Source organism: Paenibacillus xylanilyticus (genome assembly GCF_047246825.1).
Classification (GTDB): domain Bacteria; phylum Bacillota; class Bacilli; order Paenibacillales; family Paenibacillaceae; genus Paenibacillus; species Paenibacillus xylanilyticus_B.
The window spans coordinates 120,132-142,400 of record NZ_JBFOLB010000007.1 but is presented as its reverse complement, the minus strand read 5'-3'; the positions used below and the strand labels follow the sequence as shown (position 1 = coordinate 142,400).

26 protein-coding genes are annotated in these 22,269 nt (G+C 47.3%); 18 read left to right on the top strand and 8 right to left on the bottom strand.

Translation table 11 applies throughout. The annotated features are described in order from the left end of the window. Window positions 1-172 precede the first annotated feature (172 nt). Genes AB3N00_RS27010 through AB3N00_RS26995 form a run of 4 tightly spaced genes read left to right on the top strand, consistent with a single transcriptional unit; the run spans window position 173 to window position 3,017 of the window. The gene (locus AB3N00_RS27010; RefSeq protein WP_413037318.1) at window positions 173-997 is read left to right on the top strand and encodes a hypothetical protein; all 825 of its coding nucleotides are present in this window, start codon (window positions 173-175) and stop codon (window positions 995-997) included. A 39-nt stretch (window positions 998-1,036) separates the two neighbouring features. Continuing rightward, on the top strand, window positions 1,037-1,999 hold the full coding sequence (locus AB3N00_RS27005) for a hypothetical protein (RefSeq protein ID WP_246310824.1): 963 nt from the start codon (window positions 1,037-1,039) through the stop codon (window positions 1,997-1,999). Next, entirely contained in the window at window positions 2,000-2,737 is a 738-nt protein-coding gene (locus AB3N00_RS27000) for a hypothetical protein (RefSeq protein ID WP_413037317.1), read from the top strand. It begins immediately after the preceding gene. Between the two features lie 13 nt (window positions 2,738-2,750). Continuing rightward, window positions 2,751-3,017 (top strand): DUF4176 domain-containing protein, encoded by a 267-nt coding sequence (locus AB3N00_RS26995; protein WP_413037316.1) that lies wholly within the window; start codon window positions 2,751-2,753, stop codon window positions 3,015-3,017. A gap of 72 nt (window positions 3,018-3,089) precedes the next feature. Here the strand turns inward: AB3N00_RS26995 and AB3N00_RS26990 are convergent, their stop codons facing one another. Both AB3N00_RS26990 and AB3N00_RS26985 read right to left on the bottom strand, forming a co-directional pair. Then, window positions 3,090-3,365 carry a WXG100 family type VII secretion target gene (locus tag AB3N00_RS26990; protein ID WP_175395257.1) on the bottom strand — a complete coding sequence of 92 codons (276 nt, stop codon included), beginning with the start codon at window positions 3,363-3,365 and terminating at the stop codon, window positions 3,090-3,092. A 197-nt stretch (window positions 3,366-3,562) separates the two neighbouring features. After that, window positions 3,563-4,666 (bottom strand): stalk domain-containing protein, encoded by a 1,104-nt coding sequence (locus tag AB3N00_RS26985; RefSeq protein WP_413037315.1) that lies wholly within the window; start codon window positions 4,664-4,666, stop codon window positions 3,563-3,565. 221 nt (window positions 4,667-4,887) lie between these two features. Here AB3N00_RS26985 and AB3N00_RS26980 point away from each other — a divergent pair, with 221 nt between their 5' ends. After that, window positions 4,888-5,763 carry a phosphotransferase gene (locus AB3N00_RS26980; RefSeq protein ID WP_413037314.1) on the top strand — a complete coding sequence of 292 codons (876 nt, stop codon included), beginning with the start codon at window positions 4,888-4,890 and terminating at the stop codon, window positions 5,761-5,763. Between the two features lie 11 nt (window positions 5,764-5,774). On the opposite strand, the gene AB3N00_RS26975 is transcribed toward AB3N00_RS26980, so the two are convergent. Together AB3N00_RS26975 and AB3N00_RS26970 are read right to left on the bottom strand one after the other, a co-directional pair. After that, window positions 5,775-5,981, bottom strand: coding sequence for a hypothetical protein (locus AB3N00_RS26975; RefSeq protein WP_413037313.1), 207 nt, complete (start codon window positions 5,979-5,981; stop codon window positions 5,775-5,777). Window positions 5,982-6,309: 328 nt separating this feature from the next. Further along, the gene (locus AB3N00_RS26970) at window positions 6,310-6,945 is read right to left on the bottom strand and encodes a nitroreductase family protein (RefSeq protein ID WP_413037312.1); all 636 of its coding nucleotides are present in this window, start codon (window positions 6,943-6,945) and stop codon (window positions 6,310-6,312) included. A 125-nt stretch (window positions 6,946-7,070) separates the two neighbouring features. Between AB3N00_RS26970 and AB3N00_RS26965 the strand changes: the two genes are divergently transcribed. From AB3N00_RS26965 to AB3N00_RS26945, 5 genes are all read left to right on the top strand, one after another. Beyond that, window positions 7,071-7,421 carry a winged helix-turn-helix transcriptional regulator gene (locus AB3N00_RS26965; RefSeq protein WP_413037311.1) on the top strand — a complete coding sequence of 117 codons (351 nt, stop codon included), beginning with the start codon at window positions 7,071-7,073 and terminating at the stop codon, window positions 7,419-7,421. 128 nt (window positions 7,422-7,549) lie between these two features. Then, entirely contained in the window at window positions 7,550-7,999 is a 450-nt protein-coding gene (locus AB3N00_RS26960) for a disulfide oxidoreductase (protein ID WP_145325871.1), read from the top strand. 21 nt (window positions 8,000-8,020) lie between these two features. Continuing rightward, window positions 8,021-8,461 (top strand): FixH family protein, encoded by a 441-nt coding sequence (locus AB3N00_RS26955; RefSeq protein ID WP_413037310.1) that lies wholly within the window; start codon window positions 8,021-8,023, stop codon window positions 8,459-8,461. Window positions 8,462-9,016: 555 nt separating this feature from the next. Next, on the top strand, window positions 9,017-9,433 hold the full coding sequence (locus tag AB3N00_RS26950; protein WP_413037369.1) for a MerR family transcriptional regulator: 417 nt from the start codon (window positions 9,017-9,019) through the stop codon (window positions 9,431-9,433). 45 nt (window positions 9,434-9,478) lie between these two features. Then, window positions 9,479-10,534 carry a serine hydrolase domain-containing protein gene (locus tag AB3N00_RS26945; RefSeq protein ID WP_413037309.1) on the top strand — a complete coding sequence of 352 codons (1,056 nt, stop codon included), beginning with the start codon at window positions 9,479-9,481 and terminating at the stop codon, window positions 10,532-10,534. A gap of 94 nt (window positions 10,535-10,628) precedes the next feature. Here the strand turns inward: AB3N00_RS26945 and AB3N00_RS26940 are convergent, their stop codons facing one another. From AB3N00_RS26940 to AB3N00_RS26925, 4 genes are all read right to left on the bottom strand, one after another. Further along, window positions 10,629-11,306, bottom strand: coding sequence for a succinylglutamate desuccinylase/aspartoacylase family protein (locus AB3N00_RS26940; RefSeq protein ID WP_413037308.1), 678 nt, complete (start codon window positions 11,304-11,306; stop codon window positions 10,629-10,631). Between the two features lie 95 nt (window positions 11,307-11,401). Beyond that, window positions 11,402-12,370 carry an ATP-binding cassette domain-containing protein gene (locus AB3N00_RS26935; RefSeq protein WP_413037368.1) on the bottom strand — a complete coding sequence of 323 codons (969 nt, stop codon included), beginning with the start codon at window positions 12,368-12,370 and terminating at the stop codon, window positions 11,402-11,404. Between the two features lie 22 nt (window positions 12,371-12,392). Next, on the bottom strand, window positions 12,393-13,193 hold the full coding sequence (locus tag AB3N00_RS26930; RefSeq protein WP_413037307.1) for an ABC transporter permease: 801 nt from the start codon (window positions 13,191-13,193) through the stop codon (window positions 12,393-12,395). Further along, the gene (locus AB3N00_RS26925; protein WP_413037306.1) at window positions 13,190-13,966 is read right to left on the bottom strand and encodes an ABC transporter permease; all 777 of its coding nucleotides are present in this window, start codon (window positions 13,964-13,966) and stop codon (window positions 13,190-13,192) included. Before AB3N00_RS26925 ends, AB3N00_RS26930 begins: the two co-directional genes overlap by 4 nt. Window positions 13,967-14,271: 305 nt before the next feature. Here AB3N00_RS26925 and AB3N00_RS26920 point away from each other — a divergent pair, with 305 nt between their 5' ends. From AB3N00_RS26920 to AB3N00_RS26885, 8 genes are all read left to right on the top strand, one after another. After that, a complete protein-coding gene (locus tag AB3N00_RS26920; protein WP_413037305.1) occupies window positions 14,272-15,114 on the top strand; it encodes a DegV family protein in 843 nt (280 codons plus the stop codon). A 223-nt stretch (window positions 15,115-15,337) separates the two neighbouring features. Next, a complete protein-coding gene (locus AB3N00_RS26915) occupies window positions 15,338-16,006 on the top strand; it encodes a response regulator transcription factor (protein ID WP_413037367.1) in 669 nt (222 codons plus the stop codon). A 14-nt stretch (window positions 16,007-16,020) separates the two neighbouring features. After that, the gene (locus tag AB3N00_RS26910) at window positions 16,021-16,935 is read left to right on the top strand and encodes a sensor histidine kinase (protein ID WP_413037366.1); all 915 of its coding nucleotides are present in this window, start codon (window positions 16,021-16,023) and stop codon (window positions 16,933-16,935) included. Between the two features lie 127 nt (window positions 16,936-17,062). After that, a complete protein-coding gene (locus AB3N00_RS26905; protein WP_413037304.1) occupies window positions 17,063-17,986 on the top strand; it encodes an ABC transporter ATP-binding protein in 924 nt (307 codons plus the stop codon). Further along, window positions 17,976-18,677 carry an ABC transporter permease gene (locus tag AB3N00_RS26900; protein WP_413037303.1) on the top strand — a complete coding sequence of 234 codons (702 nt, stop codon included), beginning with the start codon at window positions 17,976-17,978 and terminating at the stop codon, window positions 18,675-18,677. The genes AB3N00_RS26905 and AB3N00_RS26900 overlap by 11 nt, the downstream gene beginning before the upstream one ends. Before the next feature lie 105 nt (window positions 18,678-18,782). Next, a complete protein-coding gene (thiD, locus tag AB3N00_RS26895; RefSeq protein WP_175395270.1) occupies window positions 18,783-19,595 on the top strand; it encodes a bifunctional hydroxymethylpyrimidine kinase/phosphomethylpyrimidine kinase in 813 nt (270 codons plus the stop codon). A gap of 238 nt (window positions 19,596-19,833) precedes the next feature. Next, complete coding sequence (locus AB3N00_RS26890; RefSeq protein WP_413037302.1) at window positions 19,834-20,514, top strand: response regulator transcription factor; 681 nt, start codon at window positions 19,834-19,836, stop codon at window positions 20,512-20,514. Next, entirely contained in the window at window positions 20,511-22,268 is a 1,758-nt protein-coding gene (locus AB3N00_RS26885) for a sensor histidine kinase (protein WP_413037301.1), read from the top strand. The genes AB3N00_RS26890 and AB3N00_RS26885 overlap by 4 nt, the downstream gene beginning before the upstream one ends. Window position 22,269 lies beyond the last annotated feature (1 nt).

Genomic DNA, 22,269 nt, shown 5'->3' with positions numbered 1-22,269 from the left:
ATGCAGTACAACCCTGTGCCGTTCCAAAGCCTAATGGGTAAATATAATCAGGTTTAACGTCCCAATAACAGGAGTGGGGGCGCATTGAGCCTGATTGCCTATCCTTTTACAATAAAAAGATAGGCTCTTCCATTGGAGTTGGCTGCACATATCATGGAAAAGAGGAATGACTGTGCCTACATATACATCGTTTACCTGCTCTGGCCGGGAGGCCCTGTTTCTGTTTCAGTTAATGAATATTCCGGAAGCTGAGGTACTCTTGGCACATCTGAATGATGTGGCATTACAGGGTGAGCAGGCCGAGCACACTTATGAAGAAATTAAAAACGATCTGATCAAGGATGGAGTTATAGAATCCGAGGATAGCGAGATTACCATACATCCACAGGTGAATCAGCTGCTTCAGAGCTGCAAGCTCAGTAGTGCATTGATCAAGCTCCACCTGCATACAACAAGCGCTGAGCAGAGTGATCCATCGATGACATATGGCTTCATATCCGGTACGAACATTGTTGAATGGGTTTGGCGCCCTGCACGGGACCAGGTAACTCTGACTACGTTTGAAAGCTTGCAGGATTTGTACCACATCATGGGAAATCGAATTGAATTGCCTGACTCTGCCGAGGAATCACTGCATACCTCCATTCAGAAGGACACATTACAGAAGCTGCTGACACTGAAACAACCAGGGATGGAAAGGATAACATTCGCGCTGCGCCAGGATCAGCATGTGCATTCAAATGCAATCCAGGAACTGGCCCAGGCATTGGCAAACATCCAAAAACAAGGGCAGTTTGAGGTATCCACACGGGGGATGCAGGACAGCCCACAAATGATTTGTTTTATCGGCAGCAGTACAGGTAACTGGCTATTCATTGAAAACAAGGAAAACAAACAAAGAGAGACGTTTACAGCGTTCAAGATAACGGAAGAAGAACTGATTCAAAGCCTTTTTCTGCTGACGACTCGTTCTTTATCGATCTTGCCTGTAGTTTAATCCCATAGAACGTAGGTAAGCTAAAAGGGGGAAATCCAGTTGACCAAAATTGTCATGAAGGCAGAGTACTTGAATTCGCTCGCACAGCAGATTGAACAGGTTACTGCACAGCTGCAGCAGGTAGATGGTGTTCTTCAGCGCTCCATCCAGGGAGCAGCCTGGCAGTCAGGGAATCGGCAGACCATTATCGGTCTGTACCAGTCGCACCAGCAGCGGTTTCAGACCGCTGGACAGAGCATGCAGCAGCTGGCTGCATATGTGAAAACGACACGTGAGCGAATGGAGCAGGAGGACCAATCCGGGGGTACATTCGGGCTTACCGGCTTTAATCCACTTGCTCCATTCGATGGGCCGGGGAGCACGGTAGGGACAGTGACCGCTGCTGCGGCCGTTGCCAAGCTGGGATATCGGGTCAGGAATGGTTATATGGTGAAGCAGCAGCTCGATCGAAATACGCCTCGTATTTTGGTTCGTGAAAGTTATGATTCGGTTAAAGGCAACACGGTAGTCAACGGCAGACCAAGGGATTACAAAATCCATTATGTCCGTGACATTGAAGCCAAAATCGCAAACGGAACAGCTACGCCACAGATTAAGGAAATTGCCTCGATGATTAAACCAGGTTATGCGGTCAGGTCAGCATTAACGGATAAACTGGGCTGGGCCAGCGTAGGGATTGATGTTTTTACGGATACCCAGGAGAACATCAGCCAGAATGCATCCAGTGACAAGATCGCCGGGGATATCATCGGAAACGTAGTTGTCGGTGGGGCAACGACGGTAGGGGCAACGCTTCTGACAGCTGCCATATTGCCTGCAGCAGCACCCGTGCTGGCTGTAGGTGCAGTTGGTTTGGGCGTATCCGTAGGTCTGACTTATCTCGCGGAAGGGGTAACCATGAACATGGACCTTGATGGCGATGGACAGGATGATTCCGTGAAAGATGTGGTGAAACACGGAGCGAAGAAGGCCTGGTCTACCGTCTCAGGATGGTTCAAATAGATGGCGCGCAAGAAACGTTCCACGTCATCGACGACCGCTTCAGTTACAAAAAAAGTTGAAGGAACCTCCTTCCATCAGAATGCGTTTGAGAATTATCTTGCTGTATATGCGGCGGATGGAATACGTTTCAGTGCAGGTACGCTTGTGCTGTTCTTTCTTAACGTATTCCTTTTAATCCCCGTGTTCAGTGTGCCGTTCCAGTCCTTATACGTCTATATTTTGCTGCCTCCTCTGGCGGTAATGAATGTGTGGGCTGTAGCCCTGATTGTGGCCCCGCGCAGGCTGCAGTTGAATTATGTTCTGTTCCGGGGAGTATTCGGGATTGTCTGTTCCTTGGGATTCATGATTATCGTGCAAAAGTTTGCCTATGGCATGCTCGGACTGACAACTCCGTGGTATGCGATTGGGTCGTTTGCCGTGTACGGTTTCGCCTTGTATCAATATGCCAAGTTTCACCTGCGTAAACTGCAGCAGTCCCCGCATCGCCCAAAAGCGGGTGCTGGTTCACGCATGCCTGTGGCCACGCTGACCATGTTAACCGGAGCCGGGTATCTGCTGGCCAACCTATCACTGGCCTTTGTAACGCAGCAGACGGTTGCGGTTGTCCTCATGTGCGTATATATTATGCTTGCTTTTGTTGTATTTCACTTTATCATGGATGTGCATCGTTATTACTGGCTTCGCCGGGTAATGAGCATCGCCCAAGGAACTTCTGTCCACAAAACACAGAATAGTTAATGGAGGTTACAGCATGGAAAAAGAAACATCGACATTATTGCCCAACGGCTCCGTGATCCGGCTGAAGGAAGGCACCAAAAAGCTTGTCATCTATGGACGCAAGCAGATGTTAATGACCGAACCGCCTCGGCAGTTCGACTATATTGGCTGTTTGTACCCGGAAGGATACATTAATCCGGATTATACGTATGTGTTCAATCATGAAGATATTGAGGAGATTATTTTCAGAGGATATGTGGATGAGGAAGAAGAAGTGTTTGCTGCTAGCTTGAGTGAGTGATTTACTTGGAAAAAAAGAATGCTACCTTTGCAACGGCTGCAAATTCTTTGAATAGAACCTAACGGATCAGCACTAGCGTGACTGATCCGTTTCACGGAAACGGGTTGCCGTCTGCTGCAGGCTGGTGCTGGTTTCCTGCAAACCAAGCAGGTAATTGCTTATCGATGTCATGCTATCATTGATGCGCTGCATGAATTCACGCTGCCGTTCACCTTCCCACTGGCCTTCGGCCTGCTCAACCATCGTTTTGAGCTGAGCGAGAATATCATTACCGTTCTGGGATGCCTTGCTGAATTCACCTGCCAGCTGCTGCAGCTCCTCAGGCGAAAGATCGATTCGCTGGTTCATCGGGTTCACTCCTTATCTGTTATACGTCTGATAATCATACATATACCATTCATTATAACCCCTTCTTTTACGAAGTGAAGCTGGACGAAAGCCTTGTTTTCTCAGCAGTTGTAACGTCATGAATAGGACAAAACACACATCAAATCTGCCCCCAAGCATGTGGGGAAGCAAAATGATGTGTGCTTGATGTGTTTATTTTATTTCAACTTTTGCACGGACATGGCCATTTGCTCCAGTTGTGTATGGGTCAGTGAGTTATTTGGCGAGCTGAGTGTTATATAGCGGTCATCCAGTTTAAACGTGAGCATATCTGTTTTGTCAGGTGTATACCACTTGGCAGTTATGCCATTGGACAGTTTTACTTCTTTTCCATCATAGCTGAAGGAGTAGTCTTTCGGCGATACCGTCACATTCATATTTTTGAATACAAAGTTTACGCCATCCCCGCCGGCACTCACGCTTTTGAATGCATCACCTGCAGTCATATGCTGAGGTGCGTAAGCTGTCTCAAACCCTTGGAATTTGGCAAACTCCTTACGGATGGTTGCTGTTTGATTCTTGGTGTAGTTTACATCAGCAAACCCGGTAACACCTTGATCATTGCTGTTTACTTTCTGAACAGATACGGCTACTTGTGCAAGCTGTGCCTGAGTCAGCTTATGATCAGGGGAACTGAGCGTTACATAACGGTCATCCAACTGGAACGTGAGCATGCCCGTTTGATCCGGTGTGTACCATTTGGCGCTAACGCCATTAGACAATTTTACATCCTTGCTGCTATAACCATCCGAGTAATCTCTCGGAGATACACTTACTTTCATATGGCTGAAGATAAAGCTTACACCATCGCCACCAGCACCTACACTTTTAAAAGTATCACCCGAGACGCTTTGCTGAGGTGCGTACGCAGTCTCAAAACCATCAAACTGTGCAAATGCTTTTTGGATGGCTTCTTTTTGTGCAGCGCTATAGGATACATTGGCCAGCGTCGAGGGATTGCTTGTCGCTTCGCCGATGATGACTTGGCCTTTTTTGCCGTCGTACGATACAGGCACATGCAGCGCATCCGCAATGGCACGTACAGGCAGATAAGTTGAATTGTTGTAGGTGATCGGAGCCAGCTTGTTGCCATTGCCATCGGTTGGTGTATAGGCTGCACCGTCTACATTGAAGCTGATGCCATGATTAAGATATGCCGAGATTCTTTCCAGTTGAGTGCCGGCAAATACGCCCGCAGCTCCTGTTAGTGTCATGCCAAGTACCATCATCGTTACTGCGGATGTCTTCAGGTTTTTTTTCATTTTATATCTCTCCTTCAGATTGGTTCTGCACTCTACGTTTTAGTGTAAAATGTCAGGATCAACTTATATGGTTGTAATTTGAATGGGCTCGCTGTCCCTTATGGCTTTATATTAAACCCGGAAGGTATCCATAATAATTCTGAATTATCTCCAACTTGTAAACATCGTACATTTATTTATCCGGACAAAACTCCAAAGAAAAGTAAAGGAGGGAAGAGTCTATGGCTGACATCGATTTTGTGGCGGAGCATTATGATATTGGCAAAATTTTAAGCAGAAAGGCCTTGCAGAAAGGCAGCAGTTCGAACGCAATGCTGATCCTTGCAACCACGGGCAAATATGTGCTGCGTGAGCTCAGGAATGAACAGCAGGCGCTGGCTGAACATCAACTTTATAAGGTACTAGCATCTGTTCATATTTCTCCAAACATGCTCCAAGCCAGAGATGGCCTGCCCTATATTCTCTACAACCACAAGATTTATAATTTGCAAACCTACATAGACCATACGATTCCGCATGATCAGGTTAGCGTTGATTTTGTCCGGTTAGGAAAAGTGATCTCCAACTTTCATCAATTCACGGAACATCTGGATGTCCCTCAACAGGAAGATCGTTTTGCATTACCCCAACTATGGAGCGAAGTATCCGCTAAAGTGAACAATTCATTATCCGAAGAAATACGAGCACTAGTGGGGCATACCGAGCAATGCATGGAGTACAACATGGAGTACAGTGCGGTCATTCATGGAGATCTGGGGATTTGGAATCTTTTGTTTACAGAGGAGGCTGTTCAGATTATTGATATGGGCGAAGTGAGAAGGGGCAATCATCATTTTGATCTGGCGGCTGTGCTGACTTCCACAATACGTCCATCCGTAACTGTAAGAGAATTGGAAACCATCGTGGCAGACTTTGAACGCGGATATGTGCAGGGAGATGCTGTCTTTAACAGGAGAGATTTATTTCAACAAATTCATATATGGATGCTGCGGGGCTTGCTGGCGGTAATCAGGGAGAGGGGAATTGTTCCCCAAACCATCCCATATGTACGACGGAATTTGGAAGTATTACAAACGTTTAAAGCCATACTTAACTGAACCCTGCTGGTTTAGTTCACTAGGTACAGGATCAGTCCGCCCATGCCAAGCACGATTGCACCAACGTATACATAGGTTAAGCGACTTAAGTTTTGCTTGGTTCGGCGGTCATATTCAGGGTTGCTGGTCTGATTGGCTTTGGAATTTCCGATGATCATTGTAGCAATTCCGCCGACCAGCGCAATACCAACAATTAAAATATAAGGCAGCCATGACATGAGTAGACCTCCTTCAAAAAGGGTTGATCTTTATGTTTTTATTGTACCCCAGGATGACCTGTGATGTAAGGTGTGATTGTGAGATAAAGGGAAATAAAGTGCCTGTCTTAGCCGTTAAAAACAACGATCGGCAGCCCGTACAGCTGTAGAGAAGCGTATTGCTGGATTCACAACCGAGTTTGCGACTTTCCTGGATTCGGCTACAGCAGGCAACCTGCCTCAAGCAGCAGGGCAACAAGCACTGACGAAATCAATGTAATAGTAAGAATCAAAATAATACAGTCAGGCAAAAAGCAAAAAGCTGCCCCATACGGCAGCTTTTTTGTTGTTATACTAAAGAGGTAATGGAGTTTCGATACATAATTTTATTTACAGGGTGACGTACTGTTTGATGTCCATTTTTCGTACCTTTGCCAATCGCGATCAGCATGACATCCAAATATCTTTCGGGAATATTCAGGCTGGTTTTTAATTGGGCGGAATCATAACCTGACATGGTAATGGTTTCAAAGCCGGATTCGTTTGCGAGCAGAATAAATGACATCGAGGCCAGGCTTACATCTCGGGTTAACTCCAACTTTAGCTCTTCATCCGATTTATTTGCATAGTACTGTATTGCAGCATTCGCCAGATAATCTCTGAGCGATTCATCAAAAAAACCTGCCTGGAAGCCTTCTTCGTGGATTTTGATGATGTTATCTTGCTCAAATGCCCGATAATCTCCAAGCATGACCACCAGCGCCGAAGCATCGACCACCTGTTGTTGATTAAAAGCTATAGGCAGCAAAGTACTTCGCAATGTAGGGTCATCGATAATAAGGTATCGGGTGGCTTGAATATTATTCCCGTTCGGTGATTTACTTGCAGATTCAATGAGGTTAGTCAGAATTTCTGTGCTTATCGTATAACTTGGATCAAAATGCCGAACAGAACGTCTTTGTTCCAAAATAGTTTGTACACTCATAAGACCATCTCCATCGTTGTTATTTATGGCTCATTTGAATTATAGTAGGCAATAACTAATGAGAAAATAACGCACAAAAAGGTGGTATAGCCACATTAAAGTATCTATTGGGGAGTGACGGCACATTGGTTAAATATAATACCGGAATAAATATTTTTATGGATATCGCCGGCGGAAAATGGAAGTGTCTTATCCTTTTCTTTCTGAGTCAACAATCGGTAAGAACCAAGGAATTCTATGAATTGATACCTGGAATTACACAAAAGGTCCTAACCGATCAATTGAAACAGTTGGAAGGCGATGGACTTGTTCATAGGGAAATATTCAAGGAAGTCCCGCCAAAAGTAGAATATAGTTTAACTGAACTTGGACAATCCTTCGTTCCGGTCTTAAACACGATGTGCGACTGGGGCAATACGTACGCCAGGTCCAAAGGTATGGAGCAGGAAGAACATATTCAATGTGAACACAAATGAAACCAAAAGTTCAAATTTTTGGTATAATGATCATCGTGTAACACCTACATAAAGGCTACAATAGCCCTGCGCGTCATGAATGAGGTATGATATTTCGGTATGAGCAAAATCCAGAGGAGGCCAGAGGAATGAGTACATCATCAAAATCGGAGCGTCCGGCGAAAAGTGTGGATACCCGATTATTTGTTGCTTGGGCCGTTTCGGTTATTGCAACAGGGGGAAGTCTCTATTTTAGTGAGATCAAGGGCTATCTTCCATGTGATCTGTGCTGGTACCAGCGCATATTTATGTACCCGCTAACGATCTTGTTGGGCATTGCCTATTTTAAGGATGACGCGGGTATCGCGAAATACGTGCTTCCGCTTAGTTTTATCGGTGGCGGCATTTCGTTATATCATGTAACGATTCAACGTATTTTTTCAGCTACAGGCAACGCCGTAGCGTGCGGTAAGGTTCCATGTTACACCGACTATCTGAACTGGTTTGGTTTTATCACCATTCCGCTGCTGGCACTAATTGCATTTATTATTATCATCGTGATGCTGTGGGGCATCGGCAAAACATCAAAATCTTCTTAAATAAGAAAGGACAGATGATGAATGAGTGGACAAGTCCGTTGGTTCATGCCCTTCATTGTTTTGATCCTCCTGACCGTGGGATGCTCCTATGAGGAACAGTCCCCATCGGGTGAGATGCCAGAAATGATCAAAGTGCAGCTTATGATTCCCGATAAGGTGTCTGTCAAGGAAGATGTCGCTTTGCAGATCAAGCTGACCCAGGGAGATCAGCCTGTAAATGATGCGGATCATGTACAATTTCAGGTATGGAATGAACAGGATGAACCCGAAGCTTCACTTGATCAAGGAATGATGAGTGCCGAAGAGCTTGAATCTCGGGGAGCGACGAAGGCTGTATCTATAGGCGATGGTGTATATGAAGTGAATTATACGTTTCAGGAACCTGGGGTATATGTCGTTCAGGCGCATGTGACCTCAGGGGCGATGCATACGATGCCGAGAACAAAGGTAACCGTGGAGTAATCGTTGTGGTTCACCCGATGAATATACCGTACAAGCTCTTCCAAGCTGTATGGCATATTTATCGGGTGTTTTAATGGATTGGATTCATCCATTTTCCGTTCATATATTCAGCCTTGACCTTGAAGTATACTTCAAGGTTTATTCTTGTCTTATCAAGAAATATTGGAGGCAGAATACTGAGGATTTTAGAATGGATGTCGTGTTGGTAACCGTAGCTGCTACGGTATGTATGCTGGTGTTTCCGAGGCACCGAGCAATGACCATGGGCATACTCTCAGCTTTGGTTCTGGCAGTGCTTCTGCATGGTTTAATCAATTCATTTCGCATGCAGATGATACAGATGAATCTCGCGAAGAGACCAAAACACCCGAGGCAGGAGACAAGCGTGAATTTATGATTAATGTGCCGGGTATCCGCTCAGCCCGTTTTCAGAGTATGACAATGATTGGCTGCAAGGGTCTTCGGCGAATTTCCCCGAGGCCACCTATGATGCCCAATATACCAAGACACGCAACGAACAAATGCAATAATTTCGCAGAAGGGTGGAGGGTAGGCATGGAAACCATGACAAGAGGAACGTTGGCCAAGCGTACCGGTGTGAGTATGGCAACCCTCCGTTATTACGAGGATAGTGGGATTCTGCCTGCTCCTCGTCGTTCCTCGAACGGATACCGGTTGTATACCGAGGATTATCTGGTCAAAATTAAGTTCATTAAGGATGCCCAATTGCTGGGTTACTCTCTAAAAGAAATACAAGAGACTCTGGAACTCCTCAGCCAGGAGGATATGGAAAGTGATACGCTGAAAACACTCGTCTCTGACCGAATCGCAGATATTCAGAAGCATATTGATCACCTTGAACAGATGCAGATTCATCTGGCCAGATTGCTTAAGACGCCAGAAGATGATATTCACAACTATATTCAGTCGTTCAGGGTGACCAAGAAAGAGCCGGATGAGATTAACCCATAAAATTCGTTGAATAGGGAAAGAGCAAAAAGAGGAGCAGTATTTTCTATGAGGGATTTACAACGTTTTGTATCCGATTACATCAATGGAAAGAAACATCTGCATCTTGAGATTGGCATGATTACGAAGGGAGAAATCGAATATCATTCATTCGGCAATACCCAAAAGAAGAGCGCAGCTGCTCCTGTACACAGGTTGTTCGAAATCGGCTCTTTAACCAAACTTTTTACATCTATCCTTCTATTAGAATTGGAATGTCAACAGCAGCTTTCCACGGATGACACGGTTGGCAAGTACATACACAACGGTAAAAACGATTATTTGAATAAGGTTACCTTAAAAAGTCTTGCTACGCATACCTCTGGATTACCCAGACTTGCCACAAACCTGTCCTCGAAGAAAAACCGATACAATCCGTTTTCAACTTATACGGAGGATGATTTACTTGCTTTTTTATCCGATGCTGTTTTTACAGATCAGATGGGTTCATTTGAGTATTTCAATACCGGCGTGGGCTTACTTGGCTATATCCTATGTAAAGTGACAGACTGTACATATGACGATCTGCTGAAAAAATATATCACAGGTCCATTAAACATGACGGAGACAGCTGCTAGGCTGAATGCAGAACAGAATGCCAGATTTGTGGATGGACATACGTCAACGGGGAAAAAAATGCCTCACTGGGATAGTGGTGTACATGAAGGGGCAGGGGCGATCAAGTCATCTCTTCACGATATGTGTTTATTTGTACAGGCCAATCTGAATGAAGATCATCCGCTAGCCTCTGCAATACAACAAAGTCACGTTCCTATAATGATTGGAGATTCGAGCCATCGTTACGCCTGGTTTAGTGATACCATCTCAGATCAGGAAATTCTCTGGCATAACGGCAGCACATTTGGTTTCAGCAGTTATTTGGCTATAAATAAGGAACAGAGTATAGGCGTTGTATTATTGTCCAATTATTGTTTTGGATCAGCCTCCATTGTGGATGAGTATCTGGATGCGATATACAAGTTTATAACTAAAAAAGATCTTTATCCATTCACGCCGCTAGAGCCTGTGGGTAAACAAATACTGGAAGCAATGACGCTGAGATAAACGCAGAAAAGTCACCTCCATAGCGAACTCCCGAAGTGCATCCTCGGGCGCTCTCTTCTGAAGGTGTCTTTTATTTCTGTCTTAATAATCTCAATCATGTTAAGCCCGCTTCACGCAGAAAATGGTGCACAATCTCCGTCTGATACTTGATACGGGTCGCGCGCTTCAGACTCCAGCAGGTCTCCACCGTAACAGAACGGGCTTGTAATACTCTTGAAGCCGCTGTGCGGGCAGATCCCGGCAATTCATGCTGCTTGAGGTTAAAATGACGATCACGAATGGCAATCGACCGATTCATCCGTTCGATCACTCTTCTGCAAGCTGGAATGGTCCGACTGCCGGGATTGGTAATCAGCGTCTGTCCGAGCACTCGCGAACTAAGCTGCGATAGGCCGTTAGCTTCATGCAGATCTAGCCACCAGTCAGCCAAATGTTCACGTGCCAGCTGAAAAACCGCTGCAGCCAGTGGATGCTTGGCCTTGCCTGACATACGGCGTGGAAACGTACGATTCAGATCTGGCTTGCCTCTGATTTTCTTTGCGTAGGCTTTCTGGTTCACGCGCGGCACAATAATCAGCAGCCCTCGCTGAATGACACGGCGACCTGACGCACAATCATCTGCGAGCTTTTGTGCAGCGGCCATACTCGCCGTTTCATTCCCGTGTACCCCGGATGTAATGAACATTACCGGTCCCGGCATCATGCCACGTACGATGTAATAGGGAGTGGCGTGTGCGCTGGATGCCGCAAGTATATGTTTGGTCACAAGCATGACGCTTCACCTCCGCTATTACAGTACGTCATGTCCCTCTTTCATGTAACGGCAGAAGAACAGGTCTTCATCCAATTTCATCACAAAAGGGCCATTTAATAGACTTGATGAATGATATCTTCGAAATCCGGTTCTTTCATCTCTACATCTTCAATTTCTCCCCAGTGTTCCAACTGTTTCAGAATGTCCATTGTGCTCCATTCCTTCCGGTTCACCAGGGAGGTGACGATCTGTCCTTCCACTCCTGTAATGTGTATCGCAGGTGACACAACTTCTGGGATGTGAAACGCTCCCCGGAACGTTATCCGAATTAACGTAGGCAGTCCGATGGTTTCGCGAAGCGATGAGATCGTGCCGTCATATGTCAGTTGACCATGGTTAATCACCATGACCCGGCTGCATAACTGTTCGATGTCGTCCATGTCATGTGTCGTCAGCAAAATCGTTTTGCCAAACGTTTCATTTAATGTACGTAGAAACTGGCGAATGTTCCGCTTCGCGTTCACATCCAGTCCAATGGTTGGTTCATCGAGAAAAAGCAGTTCCGGGTCATGCAGCATGGAAGCTGCGAGATCCGCACGCATGCGTTGTCCAAGCGAGAGCTTGCGGACAGGCGTGGCCCAGAAGGATTCAAGGTCCAGCAGCTCCGCGAACTGGGACAGCCTTTTCTTTTTATCCTCTGCACGGACGCCATACATCTCAGCCAGAATATCATATGAATCTTTCACGGGTAGATCCCACCAGAGCTGGCTGCGTTGCCCGAACACGACGCCAAATCGACTGACGGTTCTGCGTCTGTCCTGATGCGGGTTCATACCGCCAAGTAGTACCTCACCCGAGGTTGGATGGAGGATACCTGTCAGCATTTTGATCGTGGTAGACTTGCCAGCCCCGTTCGGACCGATGTAGCCCACAAACTCCCCTTGCCCGATATCAAAACTGATATCGCGTACCGCTTCCTTGGACACATACTCACGTGAAAATAACGTACGTAACCCAGAGAAACGTCCTTCCCGAATAACAGGGGCCTTGAATTCCTTTTGCAGATGCCGTGCTGTGATCATGTTCATGATACGTTTCGCCTCCTTAGCTACCTGTACTTTGATATTTGGTCATGCCGAAGTGCCAGAAACGCAGACTTGCAGCCAAACTCAGTACGGCAACCGCCGCAACAGCAACAAGGACCCACGCTCCTCCTTCACCCCGCAGCAGATAGAGTGACGGAATGTAATTGACGAATCCCACTGGAATCACCGTTAGCAGAATGCCAGACATCCATTTGGGATATAACGTTAGTGGATATTGGGCAGCCGTTCGTGCTGCATCTTCAGTGATCGTCTGTAATTCCTCGATGCGTGTGGTCCAGAATCCGAGTGTGGCGGTAGCGAGTCCGATGGAAAAGAGAATGACTGCCCCCGTCAGGATAATGAGCAGGGAGAAAGGGATGGCTATCCAGCCGATCTGTCCGCTGTGCATCATGCCTGCCAGAGACCAGCAGAGAATGAACCCACCTTGCAAGACTTCCCCAGCCATGATGCGGAAGTTCTGCGGCAACAGGGCCAACAATACGGGCATGGGGCGTGTTAACAGTTGATCAAGCTCACCACCCACCAGATATTTTTCCAGATGGTGAACCTCATTGCCGAATGTGCGGTACAGCGTTTTGGATAGTGTCATGATCGCGAAGAGATAACCAATCTCATGAAGAGACCAGCCCTTAATCGCTCCGAATTTGTGCAGCACCAGAGCAACCATGAGAAACTCGGAGATTTGAATCAGCGCGGCCAGAATGGACGCCAGTATGAAATTGAACTTGTACTGCATCCGGCTGCGGATGCTTGTTCGAATGAGCATTTTATATAAATTGAACCAGGAAGTTTGCTTCATCCGCCCTGCACCTCCACTTTACGACGTAACACCTGGGTAATCACAAGACAGATCAACGTCATGAAGACGCACCAAAGCAAGGTTCCCCATAGCAAGGAGCCGTCTTCAAAACCAAGGTAGATTCGGGTAGGTACATAGAGAAGGAAAGGGTAGGGTGACAGCCAGGCAAGACGTTCCAGCCAGTCAGGCAGCCATTCCAGCGGAATGAAGAAACCGGCGAGCAGATTCATCATGGCATGATTGCCCCAATGCAGCCAGGAGGACTCCGTTGTCCACATTGCTGTGGCACCAATAATGTAATTCATGCAGATGGATAAGTAGGATGCGCCGGCAAGACCTAGTGCGGCAAATAGCAGGGTTGAAGCTTCCGAGGGCCATTGCAAGGAAAAAACAATGGAAAAGAGCACGTAAATCGGAATGCTTTTGTACACGAACTGGTAGGCAATCTGCCCCCATTCACGTGCCATCAGGTGGGGAAACAGATGCACCGGCCTCATGAGATCCAGCGCGATCTGCCCTGTCCTGACGGTAAGTGGAATGCCCAGTCCATTGGTGAGAAATCCAGAGATCCAGAGAGAGGATTGCGTAAACGCAATGTAACTGACCATCCCTTGTGTCCCGTATTCCCCGAGAGAGTGGTCGGCCCCGATGCCGATCCAGAGGCAGGCGTACATGTAACCGAACATGGCGCTTGCCAGGTTATGTACCATGTGTGCCCCGCGGTATTGCAGGTTCCGGGAGTAGGCTTTGGCAGCCAGAGTAAGATAAAGCATATGACACCTCCGATAAGTGGATTGAACGGCGTTTCCGTTCACTTCAGTCAAGGCGAAAAAGAGAGAAGGACAACAGCATACCAATTTATTCCTTCACAGGCAAGACATTTTTTTGGGATATCTCGGAAGAAACAGGGCTGTTCAACAATGCGCCACAAGACAGCGGTCTGTTCAGTCCTTTATAATGGAGGAGCAGGGTCGTAAACGTTTACAATATGAACTATTCAAATTTTAAATAATCCGCCGGGCATGTGCCTGACGATGGAGGATACAGCTTCAACAATCCGGCAAGAGAGAAGGTTGGAATGAAAAAAATTGCATGGGTTACCGATAGTACCAGCACGCTTGATCCGCTGTTTGCAGAGCAGAATCACGTATACATTGTACCGCTGCGCGTCGTATTAGGAGAAGAATGTTATCGGGAGACGGAGGATATCTCATCAGAACAGTTCTATGAGAGGCTTGCTGAGGTTTCAAGAGCAAGCAGTTCTCAGCCGCCTATAGGTGAATTTATCGAACTGTATGAATCGCTAAAAGGACAGTATGACGAGATCATCACCATTCACTGCTCAACCGCGCTTAGCGGAACGCTGCATACTTCGATGCAGGCCGCAGAGATTGCTGGAGTGTCGGTGACTGCAATTGATTCCAGAGCAGGAGCCTACCCGCTGCGGGAGATGATTTTGCAAGGCCTGGAAAAGCAGAAGCAGGGATGTACGGTATCTGAAATTAAGCTGCACATTGAGCAGATGATGGATAACATGTCTTTTTACCTCATTCCGGCCAGCCTCCAGCATCTTCACCGCAGTGGCCGCGTGTCTGGCACACAGCTGGTGCTCAGCCAATTATTGAAGATTCACCTGCTCCTGCGGTTTGATGAGGGCAAAGTTGTTGTAGGCGAGAAGATTCGAACTTTTAAACGTGCCAAACAGCGCATGCTGGAGGTGCTCAAGGTGGACATGGAGAAAGTTAAGCATGTATGTATCATGCATGCCAACAACCAGGAAGAAGCCTTCACGATCAAACAGCAAATTGCCGATCTGCTTCCCCGGCTGAAGACTGAAATTATGCCCTTTATCCCTGTGGTGGGCATCCATGCAGGTGCGGGTACGATTGGACTATGCTGGATACGAAGTGAGACGGTATAAAGAGTTTGACCATAGATCCGGCGGGTGCCACACTTGAAGACAGGTGGCTCTCCTGCCGGTTTTTTTGTGATTCATTTTTGAAGTGACGTTTGAAGAAGTGTCATTCCACGCATTGCCAATTCAACTGAACTGTGAGGTAATAAAAGAAATAGAGAGGCTGGAGGGAATTTACGTGTCAAGTTACCGTTTACTGTTCGTAGAAGATGATCGTTCAATTAGTGAGATGGTTGGGCCATATCTGGAAAAAGAGGGCTACAACGTCACTTATGCATATGACGGATTAGAGGCAGAGCGCAAGTTTCAGGAGGCGCAGCCTGCATATGATCTTGTAATTCTGGACCTTATGCTGCCCCACCGAAGCGGCATGGAAGTGCTGCAGACCATACGGGCTGCCAGTCTTGTACCCGTATTAATACTATCCGCGAAGGATGGGGAAGTGGACAAGGCACTTGGACTGGGTTTCGGTGCAGACGACTATCTGAGTAAGCCATTTTCGTTAATTGAGCTGACTGCCCGAATCAAGGCCGCCATTCGTCGTGCCAACTATGCTGTATCATCTGTTAATGAAGTGGCAGCCAAGGATCAACGTATAGAAATCCGCGGGTTGGTGGTTGATATGGAAACCTACGAGGTGGAGCGGAACGGCGTGCCAGTAAGACTGACCTCCAAGGAGTTTGGCATTCTGAAGCTGTTTGTTACACATCCTGGCAGAGTGTTTACGAAGGCACAGATCTATGCGTCTGTCTGGAACGATCCGTATTACGGGGACGAGAATATTATTAACGTACATATGCGCCGTCTGCGTGAAAAGATTGAGACTGACCCATCGGCACCACAATACATCAAGACATTGTGGGGCATCGGCTATAAGCTGGAGGTGGAACAGAAGTGACATTGATTTTTGGCATGTTGGTTGGCGTTCTCATCATTGTTATCATTCTACTGGCGATAAGACTGACCAAACGCAGCCGGCAATTGGCATATATTCATCAGAAACTCACAGGCATTCTGGATGAAGGGACGTATGAACGGCTGCTGGTGTTCAGCAGCGATGCCCAGATCCGTCAGCTTTTGGCCGACATTAACGAGTTACTGGATTATGCACACCGGACCGGAGCCCGGTATGCCAATCAGGAGAAGGAGATACGCAACATGCTGTCCAATATCTCGCATGACTTGAAGACACCACTTACGGTAGTGCTGGGCTACAGTGAGACATTGCTGCACAGCTCTTCATTAACTGATGAGGAGCGGGAAGTGATGATCAGCAAGATTCAGGATAAGGCGCAGGAGGTGCTGCGTCTGATACATTCCTTTTTTGATCTGGCAAAACTGGAGTCTGGGGATACCGAACTTGCATTAACTCGGGTAAATCTTAGTGAACTATGCAGGGTGAAGATGCTTTCCTTTTATGAAATGTTAACGAATCAGGGTCTGCAGGTAGAGCTGTCCATTCCTGAGGGGGATTTCTTCGTGACCGGTAATGAGGATGCACTCGACCGGGTGCTGGATAATCTGATTACCAACGCGATGCGATATGGTGCGGATGGTAAGGTATTGGGCCTTTTGCTTGAACAAACGAATAACGGAGAGGTCATGCTTCAAATCTGGGACAGGGGCAAAGGCATTCCGGAAAGGGAACATGACCGTGTCTTTGAACGCATGTATACTCTGGAGGATTCCCGTAACCGTCTCTATCATGGCAGCGGGCTAGGCCTGACCATTACCAAACGGCTTGTGGAACGAATGGGGGGAAGCATCAATCTGCGCAGCATACCTTATGAGCGAACAACTTTTTCGATAGTTCTGAAACCTTGTTAAATGCTTTTTGGTATGCTCTTATCGAACTTAAGTTTTTTGTAAGATTTGATTAATAAAAAAGCAGACTTTTCTCTTTACAATACAGATATAAGAACCCGTCAGGGATCGTAAAGGAGAACAAGAAGAGATGACATATATTGCACGCACCATCGGTGTGACCAAAACCTATGCAGGCACGGAAGTCGTGTCCAACGTTAATATGAATATCAGGCAAGGCGAAATTTATGGATTTCTGGGCCCAAACGGAGCCGGCAAAACGACGATGATGAAAATGCTGACCAATCTGGTCAAGCCGACCTCGGGTGAGATCGAAGTCTTCGGGGAGAAGTTGACACCCACTTCCTATGAACTGCTGAAGCGAATGGGTAGCATCATTGAATATCCGTTTTTCTATGACAAACTGTCTGCCCGAGAGAATCTGGAGCTCCATTGCGAGTATATGGGATTCCACAATAAGAAGGTCATCGGCGAAATGATGGAAAACGTAGGTCTGAGGGATACGGGCAAAAAACCGGTAAGGGATTTCTCACTGGGGATGAAACAGAGACTGGGCATTGCTCGCGCACTGATTACCACCCCGGAATTCCTCATTCTCGATGAACCCATTAACGGACTCGATCCTGTTGGGATCAAGGAAATGCGTGATCTGTTCAAACGTCTAAGTTCGCAGTACCGCATTACCCTCTTGATCTCCAGTCACATTCTGGGCGAAATTGAGCAGATTGCCGATACGGTTGGGGTGATTCGCGGTGGTCGTCTGGTAGAGGAAGTGTCTATGGAGAGCATTCGCGGAACTCAGAGCGAGTATATTGAGCTGCAGGTCATTGATGGGCGCAAGGCGACCTATGTAATTGAACATCAGCTTGATCTGAAAAACTATAAGTTGGTCGATGACCGTACGGTTCGCATCTATGATTCCGGCGTGGTCCCTTCGGAGTTGACAGGCAAGCTGGTCCAGCATGGTGTTCAAATTGAGTCGATCGTCAAGCGGGCTCATTCATTGGAGGAACACTTCATGAAACTGGTGAAAGGGGATGACAATGTTGCTTAGACTGATCCTGCTGGAAATGCGAAAACATCGGCTTGCCGGTTATATCGGAGGTGCTGCCATTGCCAATGTGGCCATCCTGCTATTTCTGCTCTTGATCGGATTCACGGACTGGGGTGCGAAGGATTATGCTTTTGCCAACTATGAGGTGTCCTTCATGTTGATTGATACTTGTGCGAGAGCGACCTTTATCATTTTTGCGGGGGCATTGTTATCCAAGATGATTATTGGTGAGTATAGAAATAAAACGATGAACGTCATGTTCACCTATCCGATAAAGCGTCATAAATTGATTGCAGCCAAATTGGTGATTGTGTTTGTGTTCACCTTTGTGATGATCATGTTTACAGACTTGTTGATGGGTGCCATTTTGCTGGGCGTAGATCATTTCTATTCCTTCATCCCGGACTCATTATCAAATACAGAGGCGGTTACGCTGTTGATAAAATACACGATTAGCTCCTTGTCTGCTGCATGTATGGCCCTCATTCCTCTGCTGTTTGGGATGCGCAAACATTCGGTTACAACGACAATGGTATCTTCCATTCTGCTTGTTTTGGTCGTGTGTTCCGGAATTAATGGACCTTCGGTTTCAATTAACTCCATCATCTTTATTCCGCTGGCACTCGGAGCGATTGGATTGTGGATTGCGTCGCTGTCCATGGTTCGCCTGGAGACAAAAGATGTGAACTGAATGACCCTGAAAACCATGCTCCGTATGGCTTCAGATGCCATTGACATCCGCTCGTACAAGGGATAGGATAATGTCAACTGAAACACGAAGGAGAATGCGACTACCATGACGATTCCAAAAACTTTGACAATAGCCGGCTCCGATACGAGCGGCGGTGCAGGAATTCAAGCTGATTTGAAAACTTTCCAGGAGCTTGGTGTATACGGTATGACCGTACTGACTACAGTTGTGGCCATGGAGCCTGAGACGTGGGATCACCAGGTCTTCCCTGTGGCTCTGGATGTAGTGGAAGCACAGCTCCGTACCGTTCTGGACGGAATCGGTTTTGATGCGATGAAGACGGGTATGCTGGGTTCTGTAGATATTATTGAACTGGTTTCGAAGCATATCCGCCGCAGCGGCCTGCCACAGATCGTCATTGATCCTGTAATGGTCTGCAAAGGTACTGATGAGGTGCTGCAGCCTGAGAACACGGAAGCGATGATTGAATTTTTGCTGCCGGGTGCGGACCTTGTAACTCCAAATCTGTTTGAAGCTTCCCAACTGGCCAAGAGCGGACCGATCCGTTCCAAGGAACAGATGGAAGCCGCTGCTGCTGTAATTCACAACCATGGGGCGAAGCATGTCCTGATCAAGGACAGAGGCGTCATTACCCCAGGCAAAGCGATGGATCTTCTCTATGATGGCAAAAACTACGAATGGTATGAAGCCGATGTTGTTGGTTCCGGTTATACGCATGGTGCGGGTTGCACAACCTCTGCAGCGATCACCGCAGGTTTGGCGCGCGGTCTGTCTGTAAAAGAGGCTGTACGTGAAGGGAAAGCCTTCATTACTCAAGCGATTGCTGGCGGATTCCCGCTTAATCGTTTTGTCGGCCCGACGTTGCACGCGGCACACCGCATGGAGCACCAACGCTAATAGCGGATGCTGTAGGTAGTACCGGAAAGAGAACTTAGGATTCAGCTAAAGGGTGGTTGTCAATGGGCGAAGGTGGCTCGTTGGTAACCGCCTTTTTGTGTGGATTGTTGAAAATTCGGTAACTTATGATGGTTATTAATCGTATATAAGATGGAGTTCATTCCAGAACATGGATGGACACACGAACGACACATGAAATCGTTATGTTAACAAAAGAAAGATAAAAGGAGAGTCGGCCATGGTTAGAACAGTGCTTCTCGTGGAAGACGAAAGCCGCATTCGTGAAATTGTGGCCGATTATTTTATAAAGGAACAATGGAATGTGATTGAGGCGGAACATGGAGTTGAAGCACTCCAATTGCTGGATCTGCATGAAGTGGATCTGGTCATTCTGGATGTGCTGATGCCTGAAATGGATGGATGGACGCTATGCGGGCATATTCGGTCCCAATCCACCGTACCTATTATAATGCTGACCGCAAGGTCTGAAGATGATGACAAGATCCATGGATTTAACCTTGGTGTGGATGACTATGTAACGAAACCGTTCAGCCCTCGTGTGCTGGTCGCGCGTGCGGAGACATTAATGAAGCGAGTCGAAGGTGCGATCACCAGGGAACAGGGCGTGATCCGGTTTGGTCACGCGGTGCTTGATCCTTGGGCAAGACGACTGGAGAAGGACGGAGTGGAGGTAGAGCTTGCTCCGAAAGAGTATGAAATGCTGCTCTACCTGACACGCAATCAGGGAATCGTTTTATCCCGGGATGCCATCCTCAACCGGGTATGGGGATATGATTTTGACGGTGACTCTCGCGTTGTAGATACACATATCAAGAAGCTGCGCAGCAAACTCGGAGATGAGGCCAAGTGTATCCGTACAGTCATCGGCACGGGATATCGATTCGAGGCTGAGGCATGAGACGTAATGGTGTAACGATGAAGCTGTTTCTGGTGATGGCGGGTTTCCTGCTCCTGCTATACGGAACAACGGTGACTGCCCAGTTAGTCTGGTTCCCGGACTTTTATCAGCATCAGAAGATCAGCAGTATGAAGAAAAAACTGGCGAAATTTGAACAGCAATATTCTACCGCGCATTGGGATAGTGTACAGCTGGCCAAGGAAACCGGGAAATTTATGCGTCAAAATCAGTCACATCTGGTGATTCTGACGAGCACGGGAAAACTGGTCAATGACCCGTTTCACATTACACTGCTCCGTGAGGACGGCAGTCAGGTGAACGTGTCGCTGTCCCTGTTTATTAATAGTGAGAATGCGGGCTGGATTGCGACACATCTGAAGTACGGTCAGGAACTGACCGTCACTGGTCCAGCCAGTGGGTTGAACAAACCGATGGTCTATCCGGTGAAAATCCAGGACGCAAACTCTGCTGTGCGAGGTACAGAGGATTTCATGGAGCTCTCTGAGCCGGTTCAGGAATGGTCTGGTGTGTTAACCGAAGTGGTGCTTCCCAATCTGGGCACATGGAGTCAGAGACAGGGCTTGCTTGTGCAGGCACTGAACAGCCGCTTCCCGCTCACTACGGAGGACCAGCTAAGTTTGGCCAACGGTAAAATGCTTACGGAAGAATGGACCGATAGCTGGAGTGGAGTCCGGAATGTGATTACTATAGCTCCGGTCCATAAGAACGGGCCACAGCAGCAGCTTATTTTCTCCCTGACGTCCCTGCAGGAAATGAGAGAGGCGAATGAAGCAACTCGTTTGTTTTATGCATACTTTGGTATGGGTGCGTTTGTGTTGATCCTGTTCCTGTCCCTGCTATTGTCCAGAATTGTCACGAAACCTCTGCTGGCCTTGAACCATGTTGCCAAAAAGATGTCGACCCTTGATTTCACTGTAAAATCACCGATCAAACGCAATGATGAAATTGGCAGTTTGTCCGACAGCTTGAACGCTCTTTCAACTACGCTTGGGCAGACCTTGGAAGAACTCAGGCAGGCAAATCGCCAAATGCGGACGGATATGGAAATGAAGCAGCGAATTGAACAGCGGCAGCGTGAATTTTTTGCGGATGCATCACATGAACTCAAAACACCCATCAGCATCATCAAAGGGTATTCGGAAGGTCTGAAGGATGGAGTCAGCGAGAACAAGCGCGAACGTTACATTGAGGTCATTGCCGATGAAGCGGTCAAAATGGAAACCATGGTAGAAGAAATGCTGGATCTGGTTAGGTTGGAGTCCCAGGCCATCAAGCTAAATACCGGTGCTGTTGTCCTTGGAGACATGATCGAGGAAATCGCCGGTCGTCTCGCCCCGCAGCTGAAGGAAAAAGGGCTGGATATCGTGCTTGTCTCCACCACAGAGCAGACGGTTGAGGGAGATCGCAGCAAGCTGGAGCAAGTGTTTTATAACATGATGATGAATGCTATACGTCATGCGCTGCCACAGACCGATATAATGATTGAGATCAGCAGACTGGAAGGCCAGGTAAGAATCTCCATCGAGAATAAAGGTGAAGGGATCTCGGAAGCTGAACGCCAGTATATCTGGGAAAGGTTTTATCGGGTAGAGCGATCACGTAATCGCAAAATGGGGGGAACCGGGCTGGGCCTGGCCATAGCAAAGCAGATTCTGGATCTGCATGGGTGCAGTTATGGAGTAGAGAACACGCCGGACGGAGTCCGCTTCTATATCATTTTTCCTAATGCTTAGT

Excerpts from the sequence above, each read along its gene's own strand:
- AB3N00_RS27000 (WP_413037317.1), top strand. The coding sequence starts at position 2,000 with ATGGCGCGCAAGAAACGTTCCACGTCATCGACGACCGCTTCAGTTACA.
- AB3N00_RS26995 (WP_413037316.1), top strand. The coding sequence starts at position 2,751 with ATGGAAAAAGAAACATCGACATTATTGCCCAACGGCTCCGTGATCCGG.
- AB3N00_RS26990 (WP_175395257.1), bottom strand. The coding sequence starts at position 3,365 with ATGAACCAGCGAATCGATCTTTCGCCTGAGGAGCTGCAGCAGCTGGCA.
- AB3N00_RS26985 (WP_413037315.1), bottom strand. The coding sequence starts at position 4,666 with ATGAAAAAAAACCTGAAGACATCCGCAGTAACGATGATGGTACTTGGC.
- AB3N00_RS26980 (WP_413037314.1), top strand. The coding sequence starts at position 4,888 with ATGGCTGACATCGATTTTGTGGCGGAGCATTATGATATTGGCAAAATT.
- AB3N00_RS26975 (WP_413037313.1), bottom strand. The coding sequence starts at position 5,981 with ATGTCATGGCTGCCTTATATTTTAATTGTTGGTATTGCGCTGGTCGGC.
- AB3N00_RS26970 (WP_413037312.1), bottom strand. The coding sequence starts at position 6,945 with ATGAGTGTACAAACTATTTTGGAACAAAGACGTTCTGTTCGGCATTTT.
- AB3N00_RS26960 (WP_145325871.1), top strand. The coding sequence starts at position 7,550 with ATGAGTACATCATCAAAATCGGAGCGTCCGGCGAAAAGTGTGGATACC.
- AB3N00_RS26955 (WP_413037310.1), top strand. The coding sequence starts at position 8,021 with ATGAGTGGACAAGTCCGTTGGTTCATGCCCTTCATTGTTTTGATCCTC.
- AB3N00_RS26950 (WP_413037369.1), top strand. The coding sequence starts at position 9,017 with ATGGAAACCATGACAAGAGGAACGTTGGCCAAGCGTACCGGTGTGAGT.
- AB3N00_RS26945 (WP_413037309.1), top strand. The coding sequence starts at position 9,479 with ATGAGGGATTTACAACGTTTTGTATCCGATTACATCAATGGAAAGAAA.
- AB3N00_RS26940 (WP_413037308.1), bottom strand. The coding sequence starts at position 11,306 with ATGCTTGTGACCAAACATATACTTGCGGCATCCAGCGCACACGCCACT.
- AB3N00_RS26935 (WP_413037368.1), bottom strand. The coding sequence starts at position 12,370 with ATGATCACAGCACGGCATCTGCAAAAGGAATTCAAGGCCCCTGTTATT.
- AB3N00_RS26930 (WP_413037307.1), bottom strand. The coding sequence starts at position 13,193 with ATGAAGCAAACTTCCTGGTTCAATTTATATAAAATGCTCATTCGAACA.
- AB3N00_RS26925 (WP_413037306.1), bottom strand. The coding sequence starts at position 13,966 with ATGCTTTATCTTACTCTGGCTGCCAAAGCCTACTCCCGGAACCTGCAA.
- AB3N00_RS26920 (WP_413037305.1), top strand. The coding sequence starts at position 14,272 with ATGAAAAAAATTGCATGGGTTACCGATAGTACCAGCACGCTTGATCCG.
- AB3N00_RS26915 (WP_413037367.1), top strand. The coding sequence starts at position 15,338 with ATGGTTGGGCCATATCTGGAAAAAGAGGGCTACAACGTCACTTATGCA.
- AB3N00_RS26910 (WP_413037366.1), top strand. The coding sequence starts at position 16,021 with ATGTTGGTTGGCGTTCTCATCATTGTTATCATTCTACTGGCGATAAGA.
- AB3N00_RS26905 (WP_413037304.1), top strand. The coding sequence starts at position 17,063 with ATGACATATATTGCACGCACCATCGGTGTGACCAAAACCTATGCAGGC.
- AB3N00_RS26900 (WP_413037303.1), top strand. The coding sequence starts at position 17,976 with ATGTTGCTTAGACTGATCCTGCTGGAAATGCGAAAACATCGGCTTGCC.
- thiD (WP_175395270.1), top strand. The coding sequence starts at position 18,783 with ATGACGATTCCAAAAACTTTGACAATAGCCGGCTCCGATACGAGCGGC.
- AB3N00_RS26890 (WP_413037302.1), top strand. The coding sequence starts at position 19,834 with ATGGTTAGAACAGTGCTTCTCGTGGAAGACGAAAGCCGCATTCGTGAA.
- AB3N00_RS26885 (WP_413037301.1), top strand. The coding sequence starts at position 20,511 with ATGAGACGTAATGGTGTAACGATGAAGCTGTTTCTGGTGATGGCGGGT.